Here is a 22406-nt window from a genome sequence, read left to right as displayed (position 1 = left end):
ATGCGTACACCCGACGACGATCGGGGCAGCGCCGAACTCACCGTGGCCACACCGCTGCTCCTGTTGCTCGTGTTGCTCGTGGTGCAGACAGCGGTGTGGATGCACGGCGACCACCTGGCCGCCAGCATCGCCCGGCAGTCGGTGCAGGACGCCCGCACCGTCGACGGCACGGGCAGCCAGGCCAACGCCGAGGCCATCGCCGCCGAGCTCGGCGGGTCGCTGCTCATCGACCGCACCGTGTCCGTCGAGCGCGGCCCGACCGAGGCCACGGCCGTGGTGGAGGCGCGGGTCCCGTCCCTGATCCCGGGGCTGACCTGGCCGGTACGGCACGAGCTGACCGTGCCGGTGGAACGCTTCGTCCCGGCCGGAGGCATGCCATGACCCCGACCGGGGGCCGCCCTCACCATGGGGGCACGGCGCCGCGCCGCGCCGACGACCGGGGCTCGGCCGCGGTCGAACTGACACTGCTCACCCCGGTGCTGCTGCTCTTCGCGCTGCTGATGATCCTCGCGGGCAGGGTGGTGAGCGCGGGCGCCACGGCCGACGAGGTCGCCCACGCCGCCGCGCGCGCGGCGGCACTCGAACGTCAGGCCCCCCAGGCCGAGGCGGCGGCGCGCCAGGTCGCCGAGGCGAGTCTGGCCTCGGAGGGACTGACCTGCGCCAGCCACACCCTGACCCTGGACCACGCCGGGCTCAGCCCCGGAGGTTTCGTCACCGCACGGCTCGAATGCCATGTCGGTCTGGGCGACCTCGCCGGACTCGACGTGCCCAGCACCGTCACGATCTCGGGGACGTCGACCGTGGCCGTGGACACCTTCCGGGGGGAGCCGTGAAACGCGACCGCTTCGGACCCGACGACGGACAGGCGACCGCCTTCACCGTGGTCATGGTGTCGGCGTTCGTCCTCTGCCTCGGCCTGGTCCTCGACGGCGGCGGCCTGGTGCGCAGCCACACCCAGGCGATCGCGCTGGCCCAGGAGGCCGCGCGCGTGGGCACGCAGCAGCTCGACTGGGCGGCCTACCGCGAGGGCGGGGACTCGGTGCGGCTGGACCCCGCCGCCGCGGCCGCCGCCGCGCGGGGGTTCCTCGCCGAGTCCGGCGCCTCGGGGACCGTCACCGTGGACGGGGACACCGTGACCGTGACCACCCGGGTCAGCTACGACTTCGCCCTCCTGCCGCTGGGCTCCACCACCGTCGAGTCCACCGCGAGCGCCCGCCCGTACACAGAACCCGCGCCCTAGTGAGTTGAGGCGGCCAATGACACGTTTGCGCAAGCCGAGTGCGATCCTCCTCGCCGCGGTGGTCCTGTTCGGTGTCCCGTACGCGCTCCTGTGGCACCTGGAGTGGCCGCGGCTCGACCTGACGTGGGCGGGCGCGCTCGTCCACCTGCGCGGCCTGAGCGTCCCGCCGGGGGTGCCGACCGCGTTCCTGATCGTGCTGCTGTGGACGCTGTGGGGCCTGTACCTGGCCGGGATCGTCGTGGAGGCCGTCGCGCGACTGCGCGGAACGCCCGGCCTGTTCCGACCTCTGGGCCCGTTGCAGGCGGTCGCCGCGACCGCGGTCGGCGCGACGGTCCTGACCCCCACCTACGCGCTGGCGGACACCGTCGCGCAGGAGGAGGAAGGGGAGGAGGCGCCCTCGGACGAGGACGGAGCGCCGCCGCCCGTGCCCGTCTCCGACGAGTCGCGGGCGGGCCAGAGCGTCGAGCGGGAGCGCACGGTCGCGGGCTTCGCGACGGACTCGGCTGAGCTGACCGACGCGATGCGCGAGGACCTGGCCCCGGTGGTCGAACTCGTCCGCGAACACGGTGATCCGGACGTCCCCGTCCGGATCAGCGGGCACGCCGACCCCAGGGGGGAGGACCGGTACAACGTCGAGCTGTCCGAACGGCGGGCCCGGGCGGTGGCCGACCACCTGGCCGCAGAGCTCGGCGACGCGGCACCCGAGACGGTGGTACGGGGCGCCGGGTCGCAGGAGCCGCGCGAGGGAGACCACGCGGCGCAGCGCAGAGCGGAGCTGGTCTACTCGGTCAGGACCGACCCCGTGCCGCCCGCGCAGCCCGGGGCGGAGGACACGGCGGAGCCGGCCGAGACAGTGGAGCCCACGGATACGGCGGATACGGTCGCTCCGCCTGAGGCTTCGGACACGACCGAGCCCGCCGAGACGATCGAGCCCGCGGAGACGGTCCAGGTGGAGACGATGTCGGCGACCAGCGACACGGGGTCGATCCCGGACGGCGCCGAGCAGGACCAGGACGAGAACCGTGTCGTCGTCCTCGAGATCCCCGACGGAGCTGTCGGGCTCTCCTTCGCCTTCGCGGGCGTCCTCGGCGGATACGTCCTGGGCAAGCGCGGTGTCCGAATCCCCGGGGTGGTGCTGTCGTTGCCGCGCCGCCTTCCGCCCTCCTCCCGGTCCAAGCCCCTCGCCCTTCCGCCCGCCGAGCCCCGCCCGACCCCCGGTGACGACATCGACGAGCGGGTCAGTGTGGAACTGGGCCACGTGCCGGGTATCGGAGTCACCGGCAAGGGTGCGGCGGGCGCCGCCCGGCGGTTGCTCCTCAACGCGCTCGACGACTCGGGCGAGCAGACCGCGCGTGTGGTGATCACCGAGGCCGACACCGTGCGGTTGATCGGAGAGAAGGGGCGTGACCTGCTCAGGAAGCACCCGTGCGAGCCCGTTCGGATGGTCGGCACTGTGGAGCGGGCCCTGGAGGAACTCCAGGACGAGCTGCACCAGCGAGCGGACGAGGCCCTGCGGGTGGACGATCCGGCACCGCTCGTCCTGGTCACCGCGCCCGACACCGAGCACGAGACGGCGCTGTCCTCGCTCCTGCTGCACGGCCAGCACCGGGGCATCACCGCGGTGGTGCTCGGGCGGTGGCCGCTCGGAGGGAGCCTGACGGTCGCGGAGGACGGGCTCATCACCGAGACCAGTACCCCGCTCGCCCCGCTCGCCCACCACTCGTGGCCTGGCTGCGACGCCGACCAGGTGACCGAGGCGATCCGAGCCTACCGGCACTCCGTGCCCACCGGGGGCGAGGTTCCCGGGGACGGGCTCGTCCCGGCGGTGCCCGAGCGGTCGGAGGTCGGGGAGCCCGAGGAGTCTGTGGAGGTCGAAGGGGTCGAGAAGCCCGCGGAAGCCGCGGGGCCCAGGAAGCCCGAGAGGGCCGAGTCCCCCACCGACCCGACGGCCTATTCCTCGTTCTGGGACACCAGCGAGGACGGGGCGGACGACCCCGAGACGAACGCCTTCTGGTCGGAGGTCCTCGGTGACGACTCACTCGAAACGGTTGACGTGGCCGAGCCCGGCGCCTCCGAGACGACCGTGGGGGAGGATTCCGTTCCGGAGGAGGCGACGTCCGAAACGGGAGCCGTCGGTGCGGACGCGCCCGAGAAGGCCCCCGCCACCGGTTCCGTGTCCGGTCGAGCGCGAAAGCGCCGGACCCTCGGTCCCCGGGCCACGGCCGGACGCCGGGGCCACCTGAGCCCGGACCAGCCGAGTTCGGACCAGCCGAGTCCGACCGCACCGAAACCAGCCGTGCCGAAACCGGTCCAGCCGCAATCGACCGCACCGAGTGCGACCGTGTCGAGCCCGGCCCGGTCGAAACCGACCGCACTGGACACGCGGGTCGGCTCCCAGGAGTCGGGCGGTGACGGGTCGGCGAACCGTCCGCTGCCCCGTAAGCCCAGGAAGGCGGGCAGGGGCAGGACCTGGCGTCCGAAGGAGAACGCCTGACGCGGCGAGCCCGATCCATCTGCTCAGGGGCAGGTCGCCTGGACCGCGGCGGTGGCGCGCGTACGCCGTCCGCGGCGCCCGGCCTCCTCGCCGTCGGCCGGGTCACGTCCGCCGTGCCCGCCACCGGTGGCGTGACGTTCCCGATCACGGGGACGGAGAACCTCGTGGACGTCAGCGGTTTCCGTCCCCGTTGTCGCGCACGTCCACGACGTCGAGGTCCACCCGGACCACGGGCAGCCCCAGCCGCTCCTCGACCAGTGCGCGCATGGTGCTCCGGGCCACCGCGGTCGCCTCGGGGATGGGTCGGTCGAGCGCGACCCGAACCGCCGCCCGGATGACGACACCCCGGGCGGTCTGCTCGATCCGGCAGCGACCGACGACCACGCCGGGCACGGTGTCGACCGAGGCTCGCAGAAGGGCCGCCACGGCCGACTCACGGATCTCGGTGCCGCCGGGGCCGGGTCCGTCCAGGACGATGGTGCGCCCGGGGCGGCGCTCCGCGCGTACGACGCGCATGACGTCCGAGACCAGTCCGGTCGGAGCGGTCACCCGCTGCTCGTCGGACTGGCGCACCGCCGTGACGAGGGGCCGTAGTTCCTCGGCCTGTTCCCGGCAGTACGGGCACGCGGACTCGTGCTCCGTGAGCGCACCGGAGACCAGATGGCGCAGCAGGGCGTCCACCGAATTGGCGCAGGGCAGTCGGTCGTGGACGTCGGACGGGTCTACCGCCATGACTCAAGCGCCTCCACGAGATGGGTACGCGCGCGGTGTATACGTCCGCGCACGGCGGTCGGGGTCGCATCGACGATCTCGGCTATCTCCTCATAACCCAATCCTTCCATTTCGCGCAGAATCCAGCAGACACGCTGTGGAGGCGGCAATCCGGACAGCGCTTCGAACAGCGCCTCCCTCAGGCCCCCGGCGAACGCCTCAGCCACCGGACCGGGCCCCGCGGCCATGATCCGCTCACCGTCCTCGATCGGCGTCTCGGGTCTCCTGGCCCGCAGGACGTTCAACGCGCGCCGTCCCACGATGCGGTTCAGCCAGGCGGCGAAGCTCTCGGTGTCGGCGAGTTCGGGAAGCTTGCGCCAGGCGGTGACCAGCGCCTCCTGGGCGGCGTCACGGGCGTCCGCGGGCTCTCGCAGAATGCGCAGGGCGATCCGGTAGACGGTGTCCTGGTGTCGGCGAACGAGGGTCTCGAACGCTCTGTCGTCACCGTCCTGGGCACGTTCGACGAGCACACTCTCCGAAAGCGCGTACGCACCATGCGCCGGTGACTGGACGGCCTCTCCCGTGCACATACACAGTGAAACTACCCTACGTGTTCAAGTTGTCTCTCATTGTTTTACGTCTCGCTCCTCGTGTGCCACCGGATGTGAAGCAGATCACATGAGATCGGCCGTGAGCCTCATGCCTCCCCACGTGTCCTTCCACTGACGCACGACGCGACCGCGTCGATGAGGACCCAAGGAGAACGCCCGTGACTGCGAAGAACAGTCAGAGCACGCAGGCCACCGACCTGGAGGCGACTCCGGTCGATTCGCACGGGACCTCCGCCGTGGCCCGTACCGACCGGACCCGGGGCGCGGCCACCGCGGCAGGCCACACCTCCATCGCCGACCACGTGGTCGCCGGGATCGCCGGTATGGCGGCACGGCGGGTCCGGGGTGCACCAGATGGGAGTCGGGGCGGCGCGGGCGTTCGACGCCGTCCTGCTCGTGCCCGACCCGCGGGCACGCCGACTCCCGACCCGTGAACGAAGGAATCGCACGTGACCCATCTCCAGGAAGCAGCGAAGGTCCGGGAAGAGGAGCCCGGCGCGTCCCCGGCCGAACTCCGGTACGCGCGGCGCACCGCCCTGCGGGTCTTCCGGCCCCGGCGTTCGGTGCCCGCGATCATCGCGGCCCTGTGCGTCGCGGGTGTCGGCGGGGTGGTCCTGATGCTCTCGACGAGCCAACTCGGCATCGCCGCACCGGGACTCCAGCCCCACGAAGGGCTGGTCGACGCGGCGGTGACCCCCTGGGAGCCACCGGGGGCGATGGTGGTCTCCGCCGCCGCTGCCGCGCTCGGACTGACCCTGATCGTGACCGCGCTCCTTCCCGGGGCCGGTGCCCACACGGCCCTGTGTGCCGATGACCGCGACACGGTCGCGGGCGTGTCCGGGCGTGCTCTGCGCGCGCTGCTCACCGGCGCGGCGTACGGGGTCGACGGTGTCGTCCTGGCGCGGGTGCGGACGGGGCGCCGCTCGGTGCGGGTCCGGGTCCGCGCACACGTCCACGGCGCCGACGGACTGCGGCAGCGGGTCGAGGCCGTCGTCCTCCGGCGCCTGGAGGAACTGGCTCCGCTCCGGACGCCGCGTGTGGTCGTGCGAGTGCGGGTGGAGGCCTGGCGTGGAGGGGCGCGCGTGTGACCGGGAACCCCGGCTGTGGTTGGACCTGGAACTGACCGAGGACGCCGACCCCGTGGACGTGTGGCGCGGCGTCCGTGAGGACGGTCTCGCCTCCCCGCGCCCGTCCCTGGAGCTGGAACGGCTTCCGACCGTGGTCCGCGTGACCGTGCCGAGACGCCCGACGGGTCGAGGGCCCGCCTGACCCGCGCGCCCCTCAGGGGGGAGGGGACGGGTCGGGCGGAGGGGCGGGGGTGGCGTGGCCACTGGTACTGGGGAGACACCGGCGGCCCCGCCCCCGCCGTCACCTCGGGGGTGGTCCGACACCTGGGGGTGGTCCGAGCGCCTCGACCGCACGGACACCGCGCCCCGTGCGGGCCGTGGTCCGCACCCGTGCGCGAGGGTCGCTTCGTCGCCGATGCGCGCCACCCCCAAGCCGCTCGAAGGCACTGTTCCTCGGCGGGAATACCACGGCGTGTGCCGCTGTTCGGCATGATAGTTTCTGGCGAAACTACTTCTTTGGAAGCTAACTAGGAGCGGGTCATGCAGTTCGGAATCTTCTCGGTCAGCGACGTGACCACGGATCCGACCACCGGGCGCACGCCCACCGAGGCCGAGCGGATCAAGGCCATGGTCGCCATCGCCCTCAAGGCCGAGGAGGTCGGCCTGGACGTGTTCGCGACGGGCGAGCACCACAACCCGCCGTTCGTCGCCTCCTCGCCGACCACCATGCTCGGCTACGTCGCCGCGCGCACCGAGAACCTCGTCCTGTCCACGTCCACCACGCTGATCACCACGAACGACCCGGTCAAGATCGCCGAGGACTTCGCGATGCTCCAGCACCTGGCGGACGGGCGCGTGGACCTGATGATGGGTCGCGGCAACACCGGTCCGGTCTACCCGTGGTTCGGCCAGGACATCCGCCAGGGCATCCCGCTGGCGCTGGAGAACTACAACCTCCTGCACCGGCTGTGGCGGGAGGACGTGGTCGACTGGGAGGGCAAGTTCCGCACGCCGCTGCAGGGCTTCACCTCCACACCGCGCCCGCTGGACGACGTGCCGCCGTTCGTGTGGCACGGTTCCATCCGCAGCCCGGAGATCGCCGAGCAGGCCGCCTACTACGGTGACGGCTTCTTCCACAACAACATCTTCTGGCCCGCCACCCACACCAAGAAGCTCATCGCGCTCTACCGCCGCCGCTTCGAGCACTACGGCCACGGCACCGCCGACCAGGCGATCGTGGGCCTGGGCGGCCAGGTGTTCATGCGCAAGAACTCCCAGGACGCCGTTCGCGAGTTCCGGCCCTACTTCGACAACGCGCCCGTCTACGGAGGCGGGCCCTCGCTGGAGGAGTTCACCCGTGAGACGCCGCTGACCGTCGGCAGCCCGCAGGAGGTCATCGACCGCACCCTGACCTTCCGCGAGATGTTCGGCGACTACCAGCGCCAGCTCTTCCTCATGGACCACGCGGGCCTGCCGCTCAAGACCGTCCTGGAGCAGCTGGACATCCTTGGCGAGGAGGTCGTGCCCGTGCTGCGCCGCGAGTTCGCCTCCGGCCGGCCCGCCCACGTTCCCGACGCGCCCACCCACGCCTCCCTGCTGGCCGCCCGGCGGGAGGTCGACACGACCACGGAGGTTGTTCGATGACCACCCGCTCGATCGTCACCGTCACCGCCGGGCTGAGCGCCCCGTCCTCCACCCGCCTGCTCGCCGACCGGCTGACCGCCGCCACCGAGGAGGCGCTGGCCGAGCGCGGCGTGCGGGCCGAGACCACGACCGTGGAGCTGCGCGAGGTGGCCCACGACATCATGAACGCCATGACCACCCGCGTTCCCACCGGACAGCTGCGCGAGGCCCTGGACCGGACGGCCGCCGCCGACGGAGTCATCGCGCTCACTCCGGTGTTCAACGCCTCCTACAGCGGGCTGTTCAAGTCGTTCTTCGACGTGGTCGAGCCCGAGGCCCTGGACGGCAAGCCCGTGCTGATCGGTGCCACCGGGGGCAGCCCGCGGCACTCCCTGGTGCTGGAACACGCCCTGCGGCCCCTGTTCGCCCACACCCGGTCGGTGGTCGCGCCGACCGGGGTGTACGCGGCCTCGGAGGACTGGGGTTCGGGGGAGAGCGGTGGCCGTGAGCTGGCCGAACGGATCCACCGCGCGGCCCGCCAGCTGGCGGGCCTGGCGGTCGACCACGCTCCCGTCGGCCGGGACGGTTTCGAGGACCCGGTCTCCTTCGACGACCTGATGAGCGGCCTCGGCCGGTGAGGGAGGCTCGTCGGGGCGAACGGTGCGGGGTGTTTCGGGCGAACGGGTGATCAGTCCACCCGAAACACCCGCGTCGGCGCTTCGGGCGTCGGCCAAGGGCGGCGAGCTCCCGTGTCGGGTTCCGCTGGCGTGCCCGGAAATCCGCGCTTTATGGGGTGTTTACACGCGGACGGTTGGTGACTACGCTCATGGGAGCGCTCCCGAAAGGTCGCACACCAGGGCGGCGCGAATCACGTGAGTTCTTCACGCGGTTCGTTCGCCCAGGTTTGGGAGCGCTCCCATGCAGTGTTCCCCCACGACACGGCGACAACATCCCCCACGACACGGCGCTCGCCCACGCCGATCACCGAGGTGGCCATGCCCTGCCCGCTCCCACCCGTCAGCCGTCGTACGGGCCGCGCACGCCTACCGTGCCCGGCCCGCGGACCGCCCCCGCACGTGCTCGCGTGATCCCTGATGGACCGACCCCCCAACCATGAGGAAGCAGCAGATGAGCACCTTCAGACGTGTGCCGGACTTGGGTCCGGCGCCGCGACGCGGCCTCGCCGCGATGTCCGTCCTCCTTCTCGGCGGCGCACTGGCCGCCGTCACCCTCCCCACGACCGCCAGCGCCGCCACCCAGTGCGAGGTCGACTACCAGGTCGCCAACGACTGGGGTTCGGGATTCACCGCGAACGTGGAGATCGCCAACCTCGGCGACCCCGTCGACGGCTGGGAACTGAGCTGGGACTTCGACGGTGACCAGCAGATCACCAACATCTGGAACGCGACGCACACCCAGTCCGGCCCGAGCGTGACCGCCGCCAACGTGGGTCACAACGCCACCATCGGCACCGGGTCCGGGGTCTCCTTCGGCTTCCAGGGCACCTACGGCGGCGACAACCCCGTCCCGGTCGAGTTCACCCTCAACGGCACGGTGTGTCGGGGCGAGGTCGACCCGGACCCCACGGGGGAGCCCACGGACGAACCGACCGACGAGCCCACCGACGAGCCCACCGACCCGGACCCGAACCCGGGCGAGCGCGTCGACAACCCCTACGTCGGCGCCGACGTCTACGTGAACCCGATCTGGTCGGCCAACGCCGCGGCCGAGCCCGGCGGCGACGCCGTCGCCGACGAGCCCACCGGCGTGTGGCTCGACCGGATCAGCGCGATCGAGGGCAACGACAGCCCCACCACCGGCGACTACGGCCTCCGCGACCACCTGGACGAGGCCCTGGCGCAGGCCGCCGGCGACCCCCTGGTCATCCAGGTCGTCATCTACAACCTGCCCGGTCGGGACTGCGCCGCCCTGGCCTCCAACGGGGAGCTCGGCCCCGACGAGATCGACCGCTACAAGAACGAGTACATCGACCCGATCGCCGACATCCTCGCCGACTACGAGGACACCGAGCTGCGCGTCGTGACCACGATCGAGATCGACTCGCTGCCGAACCTGGTCACCAACGTCGGCTCCCGGCCCACGGCCACCCCCGAGTGCGACGAGATGCTGGCCAACGGCAACTACGTCGAGGGGGTGGGGTACGCCCTGTCCACCCTCGGCGCGATCGGCAACGTCTACAACTACGTGGACGCCGGCCACCACGGCTGGATCGGCTGGGACGACAACTTCACCGCCTCGGCCGAGGTGTTCCACGAGGCCGCCAACGCCGCCGGGGCCACCCCCGACGACGTGCACGGCTTCATCGCCAACACGGCCAACTACTCCGCCCTGGAGGAGCCCTACATCGACGTGGACGGGGTCATCGGCGGCGCGCTGGTCCGCCAGTCCGCCTGGGTGGACTGGAACCGCTACGCCGACGAGCTCTCCTTCGCGCAGGCGCTGCGCACGGAGCTGGTCGGTGTCGGCTTCGACGAGAACATCGGCATGCTCATCGACACCTCGCGCAACGGCTGGGGCGGCGACGAGCGCCCGACCGCGCCGAGCTCCTCCACCGACGTCGACACCTACGTGGACGAGAGCCGGATGGACCGGCGCATCCATATCGGCAACTGGTGCAACCAGGCCGGGGCGGGACTGGGCGAGCGCCCGCAGGCCGCCCCCGAGCCGGGGATCGACGCCTACGTCTGGATGAAGCCGCCGGGTGAGTCCGACGGCTCCAGCGAGGAGATCCCCAACGACGAGGGCAAGGGCTTCGACCGCATGTGCGACCCGACCTACGAGGGCAACCCGCGCAACGGCCACAGCATGAGCGGTGCCCTGCCGAACGCCCCGGTCTCCGGCCACTGGTTCCCCGAGCAGTTCCAGGAACTGCTGGACAACGCCTACCCGCCCCTCGACTGACCGGTTCCCTCGGGTCGGGGCCCGCGGGCCCCGACCCGAGTCGGTGAACGGGGAGCGGCCGGTGAAGCCGCTCCCCGACACCTCGATTCCATAAGACAACGTTGTCTCATTCTTTGGTCGGAAGGAGATCCATGCAACCCCCCAGAACACCGAGACTCCTCGTCGCCCTCGGGGCGGCCCTCGCCCTCGTCGCGGCGCTCGTGGTTCACGCACTGCCCGCCCAGGCCGACACGGGCTTTCGTGTCCAGGACGGTCGGCTGGTGGACGCGGCGGGCAACGACTTCGTCATCCGCGGCGTGAGCCACGCCCACACCTGGTACCCCCAGGAGGTCGACTCCCTCGCCGGCATCAAGTCCCTCGGCGCCAACACGGTCCGGGTCGTCCTCAGCAGCGGCGATCGCTGGACCGAGAACGACGCCGACGACGTGGCCGACGTGGTCGCGCGGTGCAAGGCCAACCGGCTGATCTGCGTGCTGGAGGTCCACGACACCACCGGTTACGGCGAGGACCGGGCCGCGGCCACCCTGGACCAGGCGGTCGACTACTGGCTGCGCGTGCGCGACGCCGTCGAGGGCGAGGAGGACCACGTCCTGGTCAACATCGGCAACGAGCCCTACGGCAACGACGAGGCGACCAACGCGAACTGGGCTTCGGACACCAGTGCCGCGATCAACCGCCTGCGCGGGGCCGGGTTCGACCACACGCTGGTCGTGGACGCCCCCAACTGGGGTCAGGACTGGCAGGGCATCATGCGGCAGGGTGCCCAGGACGTCTTCGACTCCGACCCGGACGCCAACACGGTCTTCTCCGTCCACATGTACGGCGTGTACGAGCGGGAGGCGACCGTCGTCGACTACATGGAGTCCTTCGTCGACGCCGGTCTGCCGCTGGTCATCGGCGAGTTCGGCCACGACCACAGTGACGGAGACCCGGACGAGAACGCGATCATGTACCACGCCGAACGCCTCGGGCTGGGCTACGTCGGCTGGTCCTGGAGCGGTAACAGCGGCGGGGTCGAGTACCTGGACATGGTCGAGGACTTCGACACCGCCCGGCTGACCGCGTGGGGCGACCGGATCTTCCACGGTTCCGACGGCATCGTCGAGACCGCCGAGGAGGCGCCGGTCTACGGGGGCGGGGGCGAGCCCACCGATCCGCCCACGGACGAGCCCACCGACCCTCCGTCCGACGCGGACTGCACGGCCGGGTACGCGGTGCGGCACGAGTGGCAGGGCGGTTTCCAGGTCCAGGTCACCGTCACCGCCGGAACCGACCTGGACGGTTGGACCGTGGAGTGGGAACTCCCCGACGGTGAGGGGATCGGACAGGCGTGGAACGCCTCCGTCTCCACCGACGGGTCCCGGGTGATGGCGGTCGACGCCGGATACAACGCCGTCCTGTCCGAGGGCGCGACCACCACCTTCGGCTTCACCGGAACCCGTCAGGGCCCCGCCGCGGTCCCTGAGCTCACCTGCGGCGCCGGTTCCTGACCGGTTCGGGGCGCGCCGGACCCACCGCCCCCGGTGGGCGCACCGGGGGCGGTCCGGTCGTGTCCGAACGCCGTTCGGTAGCGTGTGCGCATGGACTCAGCCAGCGTGTACACCAGCTGTCAGGACAGGCTTTTCGACCTGGCCGCCGAACTCACCGCCGACCAGCTCGCCACCGACGTCCCCGCGCTGCCCGCCTGGGATGTGCGCCAGACCTACGCCCACCTGGCCGGGATCAGCGTCGACGTCGCGTACAAGGGCCTCACCCCGCCCTCCGACGACGAGGCGACCGCTCGTCAGGTGGCCGAGCGAGCCGAAGACGACCTGCCCGTGATCTGCGCCGAGTGGCGTGCGGCCACGCCCGCCCTCCTGAAGGTCCTCGCCCGCGAGACCAGGGCGCGCTACGCCCTGCCCGCCCTCGACGTGTGGCACCACGAGAACGACCTGCGCGGCGCCCTGGGGATGGCGCCCCAGACCGACTACGCCGACCAGCTCGCCGACTTCGTCCTGCGCGGCCTCGGGCGCGGCTGGGACGAGTCCCTGCCCGGCGTGCGCGTGGTGGCCACCGACACCGGTCAGGAATGGCGGCTGGGTGGCGGGGACGACCTGGAGCTGCGGGCCAGCGCCTTCGAGCTCGCCCGGGCCGCGACCGGACGTCGCAGCATCGCGCAGATCACCGCCATGGACTGGTCCGGCGACCCGTCGGCCGTGGCCGCCCGCCTGCCCACCCTGCCCGCGCCGGAGCGGGACCTGGACCTTTGACCGTCCGGTCGCCTGAGGAGGGGACGCGCCCGCCCCGGGCGGGGCGGCGGCTCAGGCGCGGTAGGGCAGGCGGTCGAGTTCGCTGACCTCGCCCAGCGCGGACCACTCGTTGCGGCCCAGGCGCGCCAGCGGCCGCAGTCGTGTGACCTCCGGATGGCCGTCGACCAGGACCTCCTCGGCCACGGCGGCGTGCACCACGCGGCCGAAGACCACCGTCGAGTCACCCAGGCGCACGGTCGAGTGCAGGACGCACTCCAGGGCCACGGGAGAGTCCGCCACGCGCGGCGGACGCACCGCCTTGCTCGCCTCCCGGGTGAGGCCGACCGCGTCGAACTCGCTCACGTCGTGCGGGTAGGGCGTGCCGGTCGCGTTCACCTGCTCCTGGAGTCCCACCGGGGCGAGGTTGACCACGAACTCCCCGGTCGCCTCGGCGTTGCGCAGTGAGTCCTTGCGCCCCACCGACGTGAACTGCACGATCGCCGGATCCGTGCAGGCCACGGTGAAGAAGGAGTGCGGCGCCAGATTGTCCACACCCGACTCGGAGGTGGTCGAGACCCACGCGATGGGTCGCGGTACCACCACGGCGGTCAGTAGCTGGTAGAGGGCCCGAGCGGGCAGGTCCTGGGGAGTCCATTCAGTACGCATCGAGTTCCGCAATCTACCGCATGCCGTGGGGCGGGGCGCCGGTTCGCGTGGTAGATGTACATCCAGGTCAACTACGGACAGTTGTTAAATAGACACTTAAAGGAGTGGATTATGCGCCGACCGTACTCCACCGCCGGAGTCCTCGCCGTCGCGGCCGCACTCACCCTGGGCACCGTCGGGCCCGCCGACGCGGCCAGGGGCGAGATCGTCTTCGTCACGCTGAACGGGGGATCCGTGCACCGCGCCAACCCCTCCGGCTGCGTCAGCGTTCCCGACAAGGCGGCGGGAGTGGTCAACTCGACCAACGCGCGCATCAAGGTCATGGGCGGCTCGTGCCACTCGGCCGACGGGAGGGTGGTGGAGGCGGGCAAGGACGACGTCGTCTTCCCCTGGGAGAGGTACGTGGTCGTTCTGTGAACCGGTGCGGGGGGTCTGGGCCGGAGGCGCCGGTCGGGTGTTGACGGTCGCGCGGTGACGTCCGTCCCCGTGCCGGGTGAGGTCCCGGCCGGGGACCGCCACCCGGTGTCAGCCTTGTTCGGAGTCCGCCTGCGCGGCCACCACCATCTCCGGGCGCCCGCTGACCAACAGCCACACCGGCAGCACCGCCAGGCACAGCACGGGCAGCAGGCCCAGGTCGGGTACGACGGTCACCGCTATGAACAGGCTCAGCCAGCCCTGCCGGGTGACCGAGGTGAGGATCCCCAGCACCGCGCACGCCACCGCCAGCGACACCGGCACGACCGGGACCAGCTTCGCGACCAGGAGCCCCAGCGCCACCCCGGCGAACAGGGCCGGGAAGATCCGGCCGCCGCGGAACCCGCACGAGGCCGCGGTGAGCAGGGCCGCCATCCGGACCACGATGATCACCGCCAGCGCGGCGACACCGAGGTCGGCGCTCCGGTCGGCCAGCTCCTTCATCTCCTCCAGGCCCTTGAACATGGTCAGCGGTCCGCCGAGTGCGCCCAGCAGCCCCAGGACCAGCCCGCCCGCGCCGACCATCAGCACCGGGTGGCGCAGCCGTCGGAACCAGCCGTGCACCACCGGGAAGGCGTAGACCAGGGCCAGCCCGGCCGCACCCCCGGCCAGGGCGATGACCGACCCGGACAGCACGTCCCCCGGGGCCGGACCGGGGTAGGCGGGCAGGGACAGCGACAGCTCGGGCCCGGCGAGCGCGTACGTGGTCACCGCCCCGGATCCGGCGGCGATGAGCGGGAGCACCAACCGGTTCCACAGCGGCTCCTCCCGCTCGCCCGCGGCCGCCTCGGTCAACAGCAGGGCGGCCGCCACGGGGGTGGAGAACAGCGCCCCGACGGTGGCGGCGGTGGCCAGTCCGACCCAGGTCGCCGCGGGCGCGGCGGGTATCAGCCGGCGGCCCGCCCAGTGGGCGAGGGTGACGGTGGTCGCGATGACGGGGTTCTCCGGTCCCAGGCTGACACCGCAGGCCAGGGCGAGGACGATGGTGGTCAGCAGCCCGGGCAGGACCCGTGGTTCCAGCGGTTCCTCGACCAGCTCCACGGTGGCCGGGTCGGGCCCGGCATGGCCGGGCGCCTTCCACACCACCAGTCCCACGGCGAGCCCCGTCAGGGTGAGCACGGCCACCGTCCACGGCCTGCCTCGCCCGTCGACGCCGAACGCGCCGGGCAGTGCGGTCCACACCCACCCGTGGACGAGTTCGGCGGTCGCGTCGACGGCCAGCAGGACCAGGGCCGAACCGATCCCGACCAGCAGCGCGGGGACCACGAGGGGCGCCAGCCTCCGCGCGACCGGGACCTGACCGTTCTCTGCCCCTGGTTCCGCGCCCACCCGTGTGCTCCTCCCGTCGCGACGCACGCCGTGGTGCCATCGTGGCGGCACCTCGCCCGGCCCTCTCGGCTGACACGGCAATCGGCGGGCAAAAAGAGCGGTCCGCGCCGGGCGCGGGCTGGGCCGGTGGTGCGCCGGAGGCGTGGGTTGAGGGTGGGGGAGGGCGACGGTGTGGGGGGTGGTGCGCCGGAGGCGTCGGTTGAGGGTGGGGGAGGGCGACGGGTGGGCATATTGGCCCCATGGAACTGGTCACCGCTGACGATGTCCGCGCCGCCGCCGCACGTGTGGAAGGACGTGTCGTGCGCACGCCCCTGACGGTCGGCCCCGACGGGGGGCCGCCGTTCCTCGTCAAACCGGAGAGCCTCCAGCCGACCGGCGCGTTCAAACTGCGCGGTGCCACCAACGCCGTCGCGCTCCTCACCCCCTCCGAGCGGGCGGCGGGGGTGGTGACCCACTCCTCCGGCAACCACGGCCTGGCGCTGGCCCACGCGGCTCGGGAACAGGGTGTGGCGTGCACGGTGGTGGTCCCCGAGGGAGCGCCTGAGGTGAAGGTGAGGCGCGTGCGTGCGTGCGGGGCCCGGGTGGTCACGGTGCCCCCGGAGCAACGGTCGTCCACCGCTCGGGAGTTGGCGGACAAGGAGGGGCTGGCCCTGGTTCCGCCGTTCGACGATTGGCGTGTGATCGCCGGTCAGGGCACTGTGGGCCTGGAGATCCTGGAGCAGTCGCCGGAGGTGACCACGATCGTGGTGCCGGTGGGCGGGGGAGGACTGGCCTCCGGGGTGGCCACGGCGGCGATGACCGTGCGGCCCCGCCCGGTCCGGGTGGTGGGAGTGGAGCCGGAGCTGGCCGCGGACGCCGCCGAGAGCCTGCGTGTCGGCCGCCGGGTGGCCTGGTCGCCCGAGCGCACCCAGCGGACCATGGCCGACGGGGTGCGGGTGTGCCTGTCCGATCTCACCTTCGCGCACCTGACGGCACGGCTGTCGGACGTGGTGACGGTCACCGAGGGTGAGATCGCCCGCGCGGTGGCCGCCCTCGCGTACGGGTCGCGTCTGGTGGCCGAGCCCAGCGGTGCCCTGGCCGCCGCCGCGGTCATGGCGGGCCGGGTGCCCACGGAGCCGGGCCGACCCGGTTCGACGGTCGCTGTGCTCTCGGGAGGCAATGTCGACCCGGACCTCTTCACCCGCCTGGTGTCCCCCCGGTAGGACGCGGCCGCCCCCGGGGAGCGGACCCCGGGGACGGCGCGCCGCTCGTCCGTCAGCGGGTGGCCGGGCGGCCGTTGTGCCGCACCAGCTCGGTGGTCTCACCGGCACGGCGAGCCGCCTCGGCGCGGTCCTCGCGTCGGCGCAATGCCATGTCGGAGATGATCGCCAGCCCGAGGGCCAGGACGAAGGCGGCGCCGATCAGCACGGACCACAGGGCGGTGCCGAAGGAAGCGGGATCGGTCATGGGGGGCTCCGGGGGTCGTTTGCCGTCTCCAGAAGCGTAATACCCGTTTACTTTTGAACCTACTGTTAGCTGGAGTGAACTGGGTCATACCGAGGGCACGGATCTGTGCCCCGAAAGCCACTGGCATCACCGCGTGTCACGGGTGTACTCCGGTGGTCGGGCCCAGAAACTGGTCGGGTCATGTCCTCCAACCCTCAGGAGAGCTCCATGCGGCAGAAGTGCACCGTCCTGCGTGACACGGGAAGTCCGTCGACCACCGGCCCCTTCGACCTCAGTGGTCTCAGGCGCCCCTCAACGCTCGCCGCGACCGTCGAGGCCGCCGGTGAGCCCGTGGTCGAGGTCCTGGAGATGGACAAGCACGACCTCGACGACGCCGCGCGCGATCCACGGGTCCGCGCGGTCGCCCCCGTCATGCCCACCCTCCTCATCGAACCCACCCCCCACGACACCGACACCGCGACCACCGTCGACGAGACCCGTACCTGGGGCGTGGCCGCCGTGGGCGCCGACACCTCCGCGGCCACCGGCGCCGGGGTGACCGTGGCCGTCCTGGACACCGGCATCGACGCCGAGCACCCGGCGTTCACCGGCGTCGACCTGACGCAGCGGGACTTCACCGGCTCCGGGGACGGTGACCGTCAGGGACACGGCACACACGTGGCGGGCACGGTCTTCGGTCGCGACGTCGACGGCACCCGCATCGGTGTGGCCCCCGGGGTGGAACGCGGCCTCGTCGGCAAGGTCCTCGACGACCGGGGCCGAGGCGACTCCGAGATGCTGCTCCAGGGCATCCAGTGGGCCGCGGACCAGGGCGCCCACGTGGTGTCCATGTCCCTCGGCTACGACTTCCCCGGACTGGTGTCCAACCTCGTCGACCAGGGGTGGCCCACCGACCTGGCCACCTCCTCGGCGCTGGAGGCCTACCGCGCCAACCTGCGGATGTTCGACTCCCTGCTGGACCTGTTGCGGGCGCGCGCGGCGTTCGGAAAGGGGACCGTGGTGGTGGCCGCCGCGGGCAACGAGAGCCGCCGCGAGGTGCACCCCGACTACGAGATCGCCGTCTCCCTCCCGGCCGCCGCCGAGGGCGTGGTGTCGGTGGGCGCGCTCGGCCAGGGCGACTCCGGACTGACGATCGCCCCCTTCTCCAACACGTTCCCGCAGATCAGCGCGCCAGGTGTCGGGGTGCTGTCGGCCAAGACGGGCGGGGGCCTGGTGGCGTTCAACGGCACCAGCATGGCCTGCCCGCACGTGGCGGGGGTGGCCGCCCTGTGGTGGGAGCGCGTCCTGTCCGACTCCTCCCCGCACGCGGCCACGACCGTGACCTCCCGCCTGCTCGCCCACGCCGACAGCGGAGCGATCGACTCCAAGGTGGCCGCCGCCGACCGCGGTGTGGGCATCGTCCGCGCGCCCTAGTTTGTTTCGGGCCTGCCGCTTCGCTTCGGCCCGTGTCCGGGCGCCCTCAAGGCAGGGATGCTTCCTCCTTGGCGGCGCCTGCCGCTCGTTCCTCGCTCGCGGCTCGCCTCGCCCGCCCGTCGCCCTCCACCACCCTCAACGGACGCCTCCGGCGCGGTTCCTCCCTCTTCGTCGCCCTCCACCACCCTCAACGGACGCCTCCGGCGCGGTTCCTCCCTCTTCGTCGCCCTCCACCACCCTCAACGGACGCCTCCGGCGCGGTTCCTCCCTCTTCGTCGCCCTCCACCACCCTCAACGGACGCCTCCGGCGCACACCTGTCCATGAGCACCCTGCCGGCGTCCGAACGGTGACCCCCCGGAGTGACCGTTCCAAGAAACAGAACCACGGAGGACGGACACGACTCGGGGCCCGGTGGACGGGAAGACCGTCCACCGGGCCCCGACCGGACCGAGAACCGTTCCTAGAGGATGGCGCCCGGGCGGTAGGCGGCCGCCTCGGGGTGCTCCTCGGTGATCTCGATGACGCGTTCCACGACCGCCGCGATCTGGTCCTCCGCCGCACCGGTGAACGTGATCCGGTTGTCCAGCAGCGCGTCCAGCTCCGCCCGGTTCAGCGGGAACCGCTCGTCCTCACCCAACCGGTCCAGCAGGCGGTTGCCCGTGCCCTCCTGGCGCATCGCCAGCGCGGAGGCGACCGCGTGCTCCTTGATCAGCTCGTGTGCGGTCTCCCGGCCCACTCCCGCGCGCACGGCCGCCATGAGCATCTTGGTCGTGGCCAGGAACGGCAGGTAGCGGTCGAGTTCGGCGGAGATCACCGCGGGGAAGGCGCCGAACTCGTCGAGCACCGTCAGCATGGTCTCGACCAGCCCGTCGAAGGCGAAGAACGCGTCCGGCAGCGCCACGCGGCGTACGACCGAGCACGACACGTCACCCTCGTTCCACTGGTCCCCGGCCAGCTCACCGGCCATGGACGCGTAACCGCGCAGGATCACGGCCAGCCCGTTCACCCGCTCGCACGAGCGCGTGTTCATCTTGTGCGGCATCGCCGAGGACCCGACCTGGCCCTCCGCGAACCCCTCGGTCACCAGCTCGTGTCCGGCCATCAGACGCACGGTCTTGGCCAGTGACGAGGGTCCCGCGGCCAACTGCACCAGCGTGGTGAGCACCTCGAAGTCGAGCGAGCGCGGGTAGACCTGGCCGACGCTGGTCAGACGGTGCTCGAACCCCAGGTGGGCGGCGACCTCGTCCTCCAGCGACCGAAGCGCGTCGCGATCCCCGCCCAGCAGGTCCAGCATGTCCTGGGCGGTGCCGACCGGGCCCTTGATCCCGCGCAGCGGGTAGCGGGCGATCAGCTCCTCCAGCCGTCCGTGGGCGACCAGCACCTCGTCGGCGATCGACGCGAACCGCTTGCCGAGCGTGGTGGCCTGGGCGGCGACGTTGTGCGACCGGCCCGCCATCACCGTGCCGCCGTACCGGGCCGCCAGGTCGCCGAGCCGCGCCAGCAGCGCCACCACGCGGTCGCGCGCCAGCAGCAGGCTGTCGCGCACCTGGAGCTGCTCGACGTTCTCGGTGAGGTCGCGCGAGGTCATGCCCTTGTGGACGTGCTCGTGGCCCGCCAGGGCGTTGAACTCCTCGATCCGCGCCTTCACGTCGTGCCGGGTGACCCGCTCACGCTCGGCGATGGAGGCCAGGTCCACCTGGTCGAGGACCTTCTCGTAGTCGGCCACGACACCGTCGGGCACGTCGACGCCCAGGCGTGCCTGCGCGCGCAGGACGGCCAGCCACAGTCGCCGCTCGGCGACCACCTTGTACTCGGGGGACCACAGTCGGGCCAGCTCCGCGGACGCGTACCGGGCGGCCAGGACATCGGGGATCAGAGGTTTCGCGCTCACGTCGTCCCACCCTACCTTCCTGAACTGCGAAGTCCGTGCCCGGCCGGGGTTGGGGAGGTAGGGCTGGACCCACCACGGAAGGTGGGGCGGGACCGGTTCCGCCCCGCCCGCCCCGGCTCCTAGCTTTGGGGGCATGACGACGCCGGACACACCGTCGGGACGGCCGAGGAGCCTCGCCCAGGCCATGGCCCGACCGCGCTTCCTCCTCACGGCCTGGCCCTGGCGGGCCCTCCTCCACGCGCTGGCCACCGTGGCCGTCGGCCTGGTCGTGACGGTGGTCGCACTGCCCCTCTACCTCCCCTGGGCCATGGTTCTTGGCGCCATGGTCAGTCGCCCGTGGGACACCACGCGGATCGGCGAGCCCGCCCTGGCGGGATTCCTCGTCGGCCTGGTGATGATCGCGGCCTTCGCGCCCCTGCTCGCCCTTCCCCTGGGCGCGCTGGAGCGGTGGCGCCTGCGGATCGTCTCCGGGGAGGCGGCCACCGGCGGCCACCGTCCGCCGCCGCCCGGTCTGTGGGGATGGATCCGGACCCGGTACACCGAGAGCGCCACCTGGCGGGCGGTCGCCTACATGTTCCTGTTGCTTCCGGTCAGCGGACTCCTCCTGTCCGTCCTGGGCGGCCTGGCCCTCGTCGGGGCGGCGCTGGCTCTCTCCCCGTTCCTGCTCCTGGTGCAACCCAGCGCCATCCTCTCCATGGGGCCCTACTACATCGACACACCCGAGCAGGCGATCCCCTTCGCCCTCGTCAGCCCCGTGCTCCTCGTCCTGTTCCTCTACGCCTCCGGGGTCCTCGCCCAGGGCCACGCGGTCATCGCGCGATCCCTCCTGGTAGGGCCGCCCAAGGAGGAACTGCGTGCCGAGCTCAGTCAGGTCACCGAGTCCCGGGCCCGCCTGGTCAACGCCTTCGAGTACGAACGCCGACGCATCGAACGCGACCTGCACGACGGCGCCCAGCAGCGGCTCGTCGCCCTGTCCGTGGACCTCGGGATGGCCCGGCTCGACCTTGAGGAGTCCTCCGAGGCCGACCGGCGCGTCGCCGCCGCCCAGGCCAAGGCCAACGAGCTCATCGACGAGCTGCGCGAACTCGTCCGCGGCATCCACCCCCGGGTGCTCACCGACCGCGGGCTGCCCGCCGCGCTGGCCGAACTCGCCGACCACTGCCCGGTCCCGACCCGTGTGGACACGGAGATCCCCGGCCGACCTCCCGCCCACGTGGAGGGGGCCGCCTACTTCGTCGTCGCCGAGGCGCTCACCAACGTCGCCAAGCACACCGAGGCCAACGCCGTCACCGTGCACGCGGGCACGGTCCTCGGCGCGGGCACGGCCCCGGACACGCTCGTGGTCGAGGTCACCGACTTCGGCCCCGGCGGCGCCGACCCCTCCCGGGGGACCGGGTTGACCGGCCTCCAGGACCGGATCGCGGTCATGGGCGGCACAATGTCCCTGTCCAGCCCCGTCGGGGGACCGACACGCATACGAGTGGAGCTGCCGTGCGGCCCGATCCCGCCGACCCCGGGTCCGTGACCCCCGTGCCGACCGTCCTGGCCGAGGACGGCGTGCTCCTGAGGGAGGGGCTGGTGGGGGTCCTGGAACGGTTCGGGTTCCCCGTCGTGGCCGCGGTGGGGGACGGGGAGGCGCTGGTCGGAGCCGTCGCCAAACACCGCCCCGGCCTCGTGGTCACCGACATCCGGATGCCCCCCGACCTCACCGACGAGGGGCTGCGCGCCGCCGTGCGCCTGCGCCGCCGTGACCCGGGGCTGGCCGTCGTGGCGCTGAGTCAGTACGTCGAGCTGAGCTACGCCTCCGACCTGCTGGACTCCGGGAACGGTCGCGGTGTCGGGTACCTCCTCAAGCAGAGGGTGGGCGACGTGCGCGAGTTCGCGTCGGTGCTGCGCCAGGTGGTGGGGGGCGCCACCGTCGTCGACCCCGAGGTGGTCCGCCAGCTGCTGCGCCGCAGCGCCGATCCGCTGGACCGGCTCACCCCGCGGGAGCGGCAGGTGCTGGGCCTGATGGCCGAGGGGCACTCCAACGGCGCGATCGCCCGGCGGCTGACCGTCAGCGACGCGGCCGTCGGCAAGCACATCGGCAACATCCTCGCCAAGCTCGACCTGCCTCCGGACGAGGAGGTGCACCGCCGGGTCCGCGCGGTCCTGGCCCACCTTCGGGGCCGCGGCGACTGGGGGCGCCGCACCGGGGTCGGGCCCGACCCGCTGTGACCAGGGCCGCCGGGCGCTTCGACCACCCACCCGAGCGGCGGACGAACCGAGACGTATCGTGGGAACCGGGTCC

General features: G+C 72.2%; 22 protein-coding genes and 1 pseudogene. 17 read left to right on the top strand and 6 right to left on the bottom strand.

The window, feature by feature from the left end:
* Genes KIK06_RS08840 through KIK06_RS08825 form a run of 4 tightly spaced genes read left to right on the top strand, consistent with a single transcriptional unit; the run spans position 1 to position 3734 of the window.
* Entirely contained in the window at positions 1 to 381 is a 381-nt protein-coding gene (locus tag KIK06_RS08840; RefSeq protein ID WP_268642747.1) for a TadE/TadG family type IV pilus assembly protein, read from the top strand.
* Positions 378 to 833, top strand: coding sequence for a TadE/TadG family type IV pilus assembly protein (locus KIK06_RS08835; protein WP_017599000.1), 456 nt, complete (start codon positions 378 to 380; stop codon positions 831 to 833). Before KIK06_RS08840 ends, KIK06_RS08835 begins: the two co-directional genes overlap by 4 nt.
* On the top strand, positions 830 to 1240 hold the full coding sequence (locus KIK06_RS08830) for a pilus assembly protein TadG-related protein (protein ID WP_268642746.1): 411 nt from the start codon (positions 830 to 832) through the stop codon (positions 1238 to 1240). Before KIK06_RS08835 ends, KIK06_RS08830 begins: the two co-directional genes overlap by 4 nt.
* 25 nt (positions 1241 to 1265) lie before the next feature.
* Positions 1266 to 3734, top strand: a complete 2469-nt coding sequence (locus KIK06_RS08825; RefSeq protein ID WP_268642745.1) for an OmpA family protein — start codon at positions 1266 to 1268, stop codon at positions 3732 to 3734.
* 171 nt (positions 3735 to 3905) lie between these two features.
* On the opposite strand, the gene KIK06_RS08820 is transcribed toward KIK06_RS08825, so the two are convergent.
* The gene (locus tag KIK06_RS08820) at positions 3906 to 4466 is read right to left on the bottom strand and encodes a hypothetical protein (RefSeq protein WP_268642744.1); all 561 of its coding nucleotides are present in this window, start codon (positions 4464 to 4466) and stop codon (positions 3906 to 3908) included.
* Complete coding sequence (locus KIK06_RS08815) at positions 4457 to 5035, bottom strand: RNA polymerase sigma factor (RefSeq protein ID WP_268642743.1); 579 nt, start codon at positions 5033 to 5035, stop codon at positions 4457 to 4459. Before KIK06_RS08815 ends, KIK06_RS08820 begins: the two co-directional genes overlap by 10 nt.
* Before the next feature lie 257 nt (positions 5036 to 5292).
* Between KIK06_RS08815 and KIK06_RS08810 the strand changes: the two are divergent.
* The 8 genes and pseudogenes from KIK06_RS08810 to KIK06_RS08775 all read left to right on the top strand — a co-directional run.
* Positions 5293 to 5446: pseudogene (locus KIK06_RS08810) on the top strand (Asp23/Gls24 family envelope stress response protein); the annotation flags it as partial.
* A gap of 59 nt (positions 5447 to 5505) precedes the next feature.
* Complete coding sequence (locus tag KIK06_RS08805; protein WP_268642742.1) at positions 5506 to 6144, top strand: DUF6286 domain-containing protein; 639 nt, start codon at positions 5506 to 5508, stop codon at positions 6142 to 6144.
* A complete protein-coding gene (locus KIK06_RS08800) occupies positions 6125 to 6325 on the top strand; it encodes a hypothetical protein (protein WP_268642741.1) in 201 nt (66 codons plus the stop codon). The genes KIK06_RS08805 and KIK06_RS08800 overlap by 20 nt, the downstream gene beginning before the upstream one ends.
* 338 nt (positions 6326 to 6663) lie before the next feature.
* The gene (locus KIK06_RS08795; protein ID WP_017598989.1) at positions 6664 to 7767 is read left to right on the top strand and encodes an LLM class flavin-dependent oxidoreductase; all 1104 of its coding nucleotides are present in this window, start codon (positions 6664 to 6666) and stop codon (positions 7765 to 7767) included.
* A complete protein-coding gene (locus tag KIK06_RS08790; protein WP_017598988.1) occupies positions 7764 to 8384 on the top strand; it encodes an FMN reductase in 621 nt (206 codons plus the stop codon). Before KIK06_RS08795 ends, KIK06_RS08790 begins: the two co-directional genes overlap by 4 nt.
* A gap of 490 nt (positions 8385 to 8874) precedes the next feature.
* The gene (locus KIK06_RS08785) at positions 8875 to 10668 is read left to right on the top strand and encodes a glycoside hydrolase family 6 protein (RefSeq protein ID WP_327084637.1); all 1794 of its coding nucleotides are present in this window, start codon (positions 8875 to 8877) and stop codon (positions 10666 to 10668) included.
* Positions 10669 to 10799: 131 nt separating this feature from the next.
* Complete coding sequence (locus KIK06_RS08780; protein WP_268642740.1) at positions 10800 to 12158, top strand: cellulase family glycosylhydrolase; 1359 nt, start codon at positions 10800 to 10802, stop codon at positions 12156 to 12158.
* A gap of 90 nt (positions 12159 to 12248) precedes the next feature.
* The gene (locus tag KIK06_RS08775) at positions 12249 to 12917 is read left to right on the top strand and encodes a maleylpyruvate isomerase family mycothiol-dependent enzyme (protein WP_268642739.1); all 669 of its coding nucleotides are present in this window, start codon (positions 12249 to 12251) and stop codon (positions 12915 to 12917) included.
* Between the two features lie 51 nt (positions 12918 to 12968).
* On the opposite strand, the gene KIK06_RS08770 is transcribed toward KIK06_RS08775, so the two are convergent.
* Positions 12969 to 13562: a flavin reductase family protein gene (locus KIK06_RS08770; RefSeq protein ID WP_017598984.1), complete on the bottom strand. Its 594-nt coding sequence runs from the start codon at positions 13560 to 13562 to the stop codon at positions 12969 to 12971.
* Positions 13563 to 13673: 111 nt separating this feature from the next.
* On the opposite strand from KIK06_RS08770, the gene KIK06_RS08765 reads away from it, so the two are divergent.
* Complete coding sequence (locus tag KIK06_RS08765) at positions 13674 to 13979, top strand: hypothetical protein (RefSeq protein ID WP_017598983.1); 306 nt, start codon at positions 13674 to 13676, stop codon at positions 13977 to 13979.
* A 108-nt stretch (positions 13980 to 14087) separates the two neighbouring features.
* On the opposite strand, the gene KIK06_RS08760 is transcribed toward KIK06_RS08765, so the two are convergent.
* A complete protein-coding gene (locus KIK06_RS08760; protein ID WP_268642738.1) occupies positions 14088 to 15365 on the bottom strand; it encodes an ion channel protein in 1278 nt (425 codons plus the stop codon).
* 239 nt (positions 15366 to 15604) lie between these two features.
* On the opposite strand from KIK06_RS08760, the gene KIK06_RS08755 reads away from it, so the two are divergent.
* Positions 15605 to 16567 carry a threonine ammonia-lyase gene (locus KIK06_RS08755; protein WP_017598981.1) on the top strand — a complete coding sequence of 321 codons (963 nt, stop codon included), beginning with the start codon at positions 15605 to 15607 and terminating at the stop codon, positions 16565 to 16567.
* Between the two features lie 52 nt (positions 16568 to 16619).
* On the opposite strand, the gene KIK06_RS08750 is transcribed toward KIK06_RS08755, so the two are convergent.
* The gene (locus tag KIK06_RS08750; protein ID WP_017598980.1) at positions 16620 to 16811 is read right to left on the bottom strand and encodes a hypothetical protein; all 192 of its coding nucleotides are present in this window, start codon (positions 16809 to 16811) and stop codon (positions 16620 to 16622) included.
* A gap of 207 nt (positions 16812 to 17018) precedes the next feature.
* Here KIK06_RS08750 and KIK06_RS08745 point away from each other — a divergent pair, with 207 nt between their 5' ends.
* Complete coding sequence (locus tag KIK06_RS08745; RefSeq protein ID WP_017598979.1) at positions 17019 to 18224, top strand: S8 family peptidase; 1206 nt, start codon at positions 17019 to 17021, stop codon at positions 18222 to 18224.
* 461 nt (positions 18225 to 18685) lie between these two features.
* Here KIK06_RS08745 and purB read toward each other — a convergent pair whose 3' ends face one another.
* On the bottom strand, positions 18686 to 20116 hold the full coding sequence (purB, locus tag KIK06_RS08740; protein WP_268642737.1) for an adenylosuccinate lyase: 1431 nt from the start codon (positions 20114 to 20116) through the stop codon (positions 18686 to 18688).
* A gap of 133 nt (positions 20117 to 20249) precedes the next feature.
* Here purB and KIK06_RS08735 point away from each other — a divergent pair, with 133 nt between their 5' ends.
* Entirely contained in the window at positions 20250 to 21641 is a 1392-nt protein-coding gene (locus tag KIK06_RS08735; protein ID WP_268642736.1) for a sensor histidine kinase, read from the top strand.
* The gene (locus tag KIK06_RS08730; protein ID WP_268642735.1) at positions 21608 to 22333 is read left to right on the top strand and encodes a response regulator; all 726 of its coding nucleotides are present in this window, start codon (positions 21608 to 21610) and stop codon (positions 22331 to 22333) included. Before KIK06_RS08735 ends, KIK06_RS08730 begins: the two co-directional genes overlap by 34 nt.
* Positions 22334 to 22406 lie beyond the last annotated feature (73 nt).

This window comes from Nocardiopsis sp. EMB25 (assembly GCF_026797795.1).
GTDB lineage: Bacteria > Actinomycetota > Actinomycetes > Streptosporangiales > Streptosporangiaceae > Nocardiopsis > Nocardiopsis lucentensis.
The sequence above is the reverse complement of the archived record's forward strand: the minus strand, read 5'-3'. Positions and strand labels throughout refer to the sequence as shown.